At 71.0% G+C, this 6,051-nt stretch carries 5 protein-coding genes; 4 read left to right on the forward strand and 1 reads right to left on the reverse strand.

Features of this window, described 5'->3' with window-relative positions; genetic code table 11:
• The coding region (locus AOK24_RS15615; protein ID WP_159051883.1) for a substrate-binding domain-containing protein at positions 1-390 on the forward strand (390 nt) is incomplete at its 5' end.
• The gene (locus tag AOK24_RS15620) at positions 387-1,298 is read left to right on the forward strand and encodes a carbohydrate kinase family protein (RefSeq protein ID WP_055720680.1); all 912 of its coding nucleotides are present in this window, start codon (positions 387-389) and stop codon (positions 1,296-1,298) included. The genes AOK24_RS15615 and AOK24_RS15620, both read left to right, overlap by 4 nt.
• A gap of 236 nt (positions 1,299-1,534) precedes the next feature.
• Here the strand turns inward: AOK24_RS15620 and uvrA are convergent, their stop codons facing one another.
• Positions 1,535-4,453 (reverse strand): excinuclease ABC subunit UvrA, encoded by a 2,919-nt coding sequence (uvrA, locus tag AOK24_RS15625; protein ID WP_055720681.1) that lies wholly within the window; start codon positions 4,451-4,453, stop codon positions 1,535-1,537.
• 223 nt (positions 4,454-4,676) lie between these two features.
• Here uvrA and AOK24_RS15630 point away from each other — a divergent pair, with 223 nt between their 5' ends.
• A complete protein-coding gene (locus AOK24_RS15630; protein ID WP_055720682.1) occupies positions 4,677-5,363 on the forward strand; it encodes a maleylpyruvate isomerase family mycothiol-dependent enzyme in 687 nt (228 codons plus the stop codon).
• Between the two features lie 9 nt (positions 5,364-5,372).
• Entirely contained in the window at positions 5,373-6,029 is a 657-nt protein-coding gene (locus tag AOK24_RS15635; protein WP_055720683.1) for an MBL fold metallo-hydrolase, read from the forward strand.
• Positions 6,030-6,051: the final 22 nt, after the last annotated feature.

A 6,051-nucleotide genomic window follows, 5' to 3' on the forward strand; every position in this document is an offset into this window, starting at 1 on the left:
GGGGAGGGCGAGCAGGCCACCGCCGCCCTGCTCGCCCTCCCCGACCCGCCCACCGCCCTCGTCACCGGCAACGACGCCATCACCCTCGGCGCCCTGACCGCCCTGCGGGCCCGCGGCCTCACCGTGCCCGGCGATCTCGCCCTGTGCTGTTTCGACGACTTCCCCTGGGCCGACCTCCTCTCTCCCCGTCTCACCGCCGTCGCCCAGCCCGGCCGGGAGATCGGGGCCCGTGCCGTCCGTCTGCTCCTGGACCGCCTCGCCGAGCCGGCCCGTCCGACCCGCACCGTCCGCCTCCCTTCCGTCTTCGTCCACCGCACCTCGTGCGGCTGTCCCGAACAGCCCCTCGGCAGCGAGCGGTCCACGCACCGTCAGAGAGGAACCGACTCGTGATCGTCGTCACCGGAGAAGCCCTGATCGACCTGGTCCCGCTCGGCGAGGGCGCCCTCGCCCGACTCCAGCCGGCGCTGGGCGGCGGGCCGTACAACACGGCGGTGGCCCTCGGCCGCCTCGGCTCCCCCACCGCGTTCCTCTCCCGGACCTCCACCGACGCCTTCGGGGACGCCCTGCTGGAGGGGCTGCGCTCCTCGGGCGTGGACGTCTCCCCTGTGCAGCGCGGCCCGGAGCCGACCACGCTGGCCGCCGCGACCCTGGACGAGAACGGGGCCGCCTCCTACTCCTTCTACGTCGACGGCACCGCCGACCGCCTCTTCACCGCGCCCGCCGACCTGCCCCCGGGGACACAGGCGGTGGCCTTCGGCACCTGCTCGCTCGTCCTGGAACCGGGGGCGACCGCCTACGAGCGGCTGATGCGCGACGCCTCCGCCAAGGGCCTGTTCACCCTGCTGGACCCGAACATCCGCCCCGGCCTGATCTCCGACCCGGACGCCTACCGCGCCCGCTTCCGGAGCTGGCTGCCCCACGTCACCCTCCTCAAACTGTCCGAGGACGACATCCGCTGGCTGGCCATCACCCCGCTCGACCTGCTGGCCGCCGGGCCCGCCGCCGTCGTCGTCACGCACGGCTCGGCCGGGCTGTCCCTGTTCCTTCCGGGCGGGAAGGTGCATCCGGTGCCCGGCGACAAGGTGGAGGTGGTGGACACCATCGGCGCCGGGGACACCGTGAACGCGGCGCTCCTGCACGGCCTCTCGGAGATGGGGGCGCTCTCGGCCGAGGCGATGGGGGGACTGGATGACGGGGCCTGGCACCGGCTCCTGCGCTTCGCCGCGCGCGCCGCGGCACTGACCTGCTCCCGGGCGGGGGCGGAACCGCCGTACGCCTCCGAACTGGAGGACTTCTGACTCGCACGCTGTGGCGTTGTCAAGGTTCGCCTGTCTGACCGTGGAACGGACGGCGCCCCACGGGGAGTTCCCGTGGGGCGCCGTAACCTGTGGATCTTCTTATCGTTCATCACACGGCAGGTGTGCTGAGCTCCCCGCCGCAGCGGGGGTGTTCCGTTCTTCCGGGAGATCCTCGGCGCAGACCGAGTGCCGTCCCCGCGCCAGCGGGGGTATCCGGCCTCAGCCACCTGCCTCTATCACTTCGCCCCTGGCTTCTTCCGGCCGCTCGTCTTCTTGGCGGGGGGCTTCGCCGGCCCGGCAGCATCGCTGATCCTCGCCGGGTCCAGGATCTCCCTCAAGAACTTGCCGGTGTGGCTGGCCGGCACCCCCGCGACCTGCTCCGGGGTTCCCTCGGCGACCACGACGCCGCCGCCCGCGCCGCCCTCGGGACCCATGTCGACGACCCAGTCCGCGGTCTTGATGACGTCGAGGTTGTGCTCGATGACGATGACCGAGTTGCCCTTGTCGACCAGGCCGGAGAGGACCTTCAGGAGCTTGCTGATGTCCTCGAAGTGCAGACCGGTGGTCGGCTCGTCCAGGACGTAGACGGTCCGCCCGGTGGAGCGGCGCTGGAGTTCGCTGGCGAGCTTGACGCGCTGGGCCTCGCCGCCGGAGAGCGTGGTGGCGGACTGGCCGAGGCGGACGTAGCCGAGGCCGACGTCCTTGAGGGTGCCGAGGTGCCGGGCGATCGAGGGGACCGCCTCGAAGAAGGCCGTGGCCTCCTCGATCGGCATGTTCAGGACCTCGGCGATGGACTTGCCCTTGTAGTGGACCTCCAGGGTCTCCCGGTTGTAGCGGGCGCCGTGGCAGACCTCGCACGGGACGTAGACGTCCGGGAGGAAGTTCATCTCGATCTTGATCGTGCCGTCGCCCGCGCAGTTCTCGCAGCGACCGCCCTTGACGTTGAAGGAGAAGCGGCCGGGCAGGTAGCCGCGGACCTTCGCCTCGCTGGTCTCGGCGAACAGTTTGCGGATGTGGTCGAAGACGCCGGTGTAGGTGGCCGGGTTGGAGCGCGGGGTGCGGCCGATGGGCGACTGGTCGACGTGGACGACCTTGTCGACGAGGTCGTCGCCGTCCACGCGCGTGTGCCGGCCGGGGACGCTTCTCGCGCCGTTCAGCTCGCGCGCCAGGTGCGTGTACAGGATGTCGTTGACCAGCGTGGACTTGCCGGAGCCCGAGACGCCCGTGACGGCGGTGAAGACGCCGAGCGGGAAGGAGACGTCGATGTCCTTGAGGTTGTTCTCGCGGGCGCCGTGCACCGTGAGCTGCCGGGCGGGGTCGCGCGGGCGGCGGACGTCCGGCAGCGGGATGGACTTGCGGCCGGAGAGGTACTGCCCGGTCTGCGACTCGGTGTTGTCGAGCAGTTCCTTGTAGGAGCCGCTGTGGACGACCTTGCCGCCGTGCTCACCGGCGCCGGGGCCGATGTCGACGATCCAGTCGGCGACCTTGATGGTGTCCTCGTCGTGCTCGACGACGATGAGGGTGTTGCCCATGTCGCGCAGCCGCACCAGCGTCTCGATGAGCCGGTGGTTGTCGCGCTGGTGCAGGCCGATGGACGGCTCGTCGAGGACGTACAGGACGCCGACGAGGCCGGAGCCGATCTGGGTGGCGAGGCGGATGCGCTGGGCCTCGCCGCCGGAGAGCGTGCCGGCCGCGCGGTTCAGCGAGAGGTAGTCGAGGCCGACGTCGACCAGGAACCGCAGCCGCTCGTTGACCTCCTTCAGGACGCGCTCGGCGATCTTCTTGTCGCGCGCGTTGAGCCTCAGCTCGCCCAGGAAGTCCGCGCAGTCGCTGATGGACATCCCGGAGACCTCGGCGATGGACTTCCCCATGACCGTGACCGCGAGGACGATCGGCTTGAGGCGGGTGCCCTCGCAGGTCGGGCAGGGCACCTCGCGCATGTAGCCCTCGAAGCGCTCGCGGCTGGCGTCGCTCTCGGACTCGCTGTGCCGGCGCTTCACGAACGGCACGGCGCCCTCGAAGGGCGTCGTGTAGACCCGCTCGCGGCCGTACCGGTTGCGGTAGCGGACCTCGATCTGGGTCTTGTGGCCGTACAGGAGGGCCTTCCTGGCGCGCTGCGGGAGGCCAGCGAAGGGGATGTCCGTACGGAATCCCAGCGCGTCGGCGAGGGCGCCGACCAGGCGGCCGAAGTAGTCCTTCGTGTGGCCGTGCGACCAGGGGTGGATGGCGCCCTCGTCGAGCGACTTGTCCTCGTCCGGGACGATCAGCTCGGGGTCGACCTCCATGCGCGTGCCGATGCCGCTGCACTCGGGGCAGGCGCCGAAGGGCGAGTTGAAGGAGAAGGAGCGCGGCTCCAGCTCCTCGAAGGAGAGGTCGTCGTACGGGCAGTACAGGTGCTCGGAGTACATGCGCTCGCGCTCGGGGTCGTCGGCCGGGAGGTCGACGAAGTCGAGGACGACCATGCCGCCGGAGAGGCCGAGCGCGGTCTCGACGGAGTCGGTGAGGCGGCGCTTGGCGCTGTCCTTCACGGTGAGGCGGTCGATGACCACCTCGATCGTGTGCTTCTCCTGCTTCTTCAGGACGGGCGGCTCGGAGAGCTGGATCGTCTCGCCGTCGACGCGCGCGCGGGCGTAGCCCTTGGTCTGGAGGTCGGCGAAGAGGTCGACGAACTCGCCCTTGCGCTCGCGCACGAGCGGGGAGAGGACCTGGAAGCGGCTGCCCTCGGGGAGCTCCAGGACCTTGTCGACGATGGCCTGCGGCGACTGGCGCGAGATCGGGCGCCGGCACTGGGGGCAGTGCGGTTTGCCGATGCGGGCGAAGAGCAGCCGCAGGTAGTCGTAGACCTCGGTGATCGTGCCGACCGTGGAGCGGGGGTTGCGCGAGGTCGACTTCTGGTCGATCGAGACGGCCGGGGAGAGGCCCTCGATGAAGTCGACGTCGGGCTTGTCCATCTGGCCGAGGAACTGGCGGGCGTACGAGGAGAGGGACTCCACGTAGCGCCGCTGGCCCTCCGCGAAGATCGTGTCGAAGGCGAGGGAGGACTTGCCCGAACCGGACAGGCCCGTGAAGACGATGAGCGAGTCACGGGGCAGGTCGAGCGAGACGTTCCTCAGATTGTGCTCGCGCGCGCCACGGACGATGAGACGGTCGGCCACGCCGGTCCGCACCTTTCTTGAGAGAAGTGACAGGGGCGGGGCCCCCGTCTTTCCCAGACTAGGGGGAGCCACTGACAACGCCGGTCGGATTCACGGGTTGCGAACAATCCCCTGCCATCCAGCATGCCCGACGCCTGCAAGCAACCGTATCGCACGTACATTCGATTCACGGTCGCTTCAAGACTCCTTCACCCGATGGAGTGACGGGGCTAGGGTCGGCCCCATGACTGATCACGTGCGTGACCTGGACTCTGTACGGGAAGCGACGGAGCGGCTGCTGAGCGCGGTCGCCGAGCTGGACAACGCGTCGGTCGCCGAACCGTCACGGTTGCCCGGCTGGAGCCGCGGCCACGTCCTCGCCCACCTCGCCCGCAACGCCGACGCTCTGGTGAACGTCCTCGGCGGCCGTCCGATGTACGCGACCGCCGAGGTGCGGGACGCGGACATCGAGCGGGACGCCCCGCGCGCGCTGGAGGTCCACCTCGCCGACCTGCGCGCGAGCAACGCCCGCTTCCTGGCCGCGGGCGCCGCCCCGGCCGACTGGTCGCGGACGGTGGTCCTGCGCAACAACACCGAGGACAGCGCCTCCCGTATCCCGTTCCGCCGCTGGGCCGAGGTCGAGCTGCACCACGTGGACCTGGGCATCGGGTACGGCCTGAAGGACCTCCCGGAGGACTTCACCGCGCGGGAGATCGCCTTCCTCGCGGACCGGTACGCCGGTCTCGACGCCGTCCCGCCGACCCGGCTGACGGACGGCACGCGCGCGTGGCGCACGGGCCGGGCGGCGGACGTCCCCGAGGTGACCGTCTCCGGGTCCGGGGCGGAGCTGCTGGGCTGGCTCGCGGGGCGCTCCGGCGAGTCCGCGCCGGTCGCCGACGGCGGCCTCCTGCCGACGCTGCCCCCGCTATAGGCTGCGGTCATGACGTACAGCGGACAGGTGACGGTCGGCGGCCCGGCGGACGTGCACGAGCTGAAGGACCTGATGATCACCAAGATCGCGGTCGGCCCGATGAACAACAACGCCTACCTGCTGCGCTGCCGGGCCACGGACGAGCAGCTGCTGATCGACGCGGCGAACGACGCGCACACCCTGCTCGGGACGGTCGGTGACGACGGCATCGCCTCCGTCGTCACGACCCACCAGCACGGCGACCACTGGCAGGCGCTCGCGGAGGTCGTGGCGGCCACCGGTGCGCGCACGTACGCGGGGCGCGCGGACGCGGAGGGCATCCCGGTGCCGACGGACGTCCCGGTCGACGACGGCGACGTGATCCGGGTGGGCCGCGTGGAGCTGACCGCGCGTCACCTGGTGGGGCACACGCCGGGGTCGATCGCGCTGGTCTACGACGACCCGCACGGCCATCCGCACGTGTTCACCGGCGACTGCCTGTTCCCCGGCGGGGTGGGCAACACCCGCAAGGACCCGGAGGCGTTCGCGAGCCTCATCCACGACGTGGAGACGAAGCTCTTCGACGTCCTCCCGGACGAGACGTGGGTCTACCCGGGCCACGGCGACGACACGACCCTGGGTGCCGAGCGCCCGCAGCTCCCGGAGTGGCACGCGCGCGGGTGGTGAGACCCACCCCGTAGAGCCCCAC

Origin of the sequence: Streptomyces niveiscabiei, assembly GCF_001419795.1 — a bacterium.
Taxonomy (GTDB): Bacteria; Actinomycetota; Actinomycetes; order Streptomycetales; family Streptomycetaceae; genus Streptomyces; species Streptomyces niveiscabiei.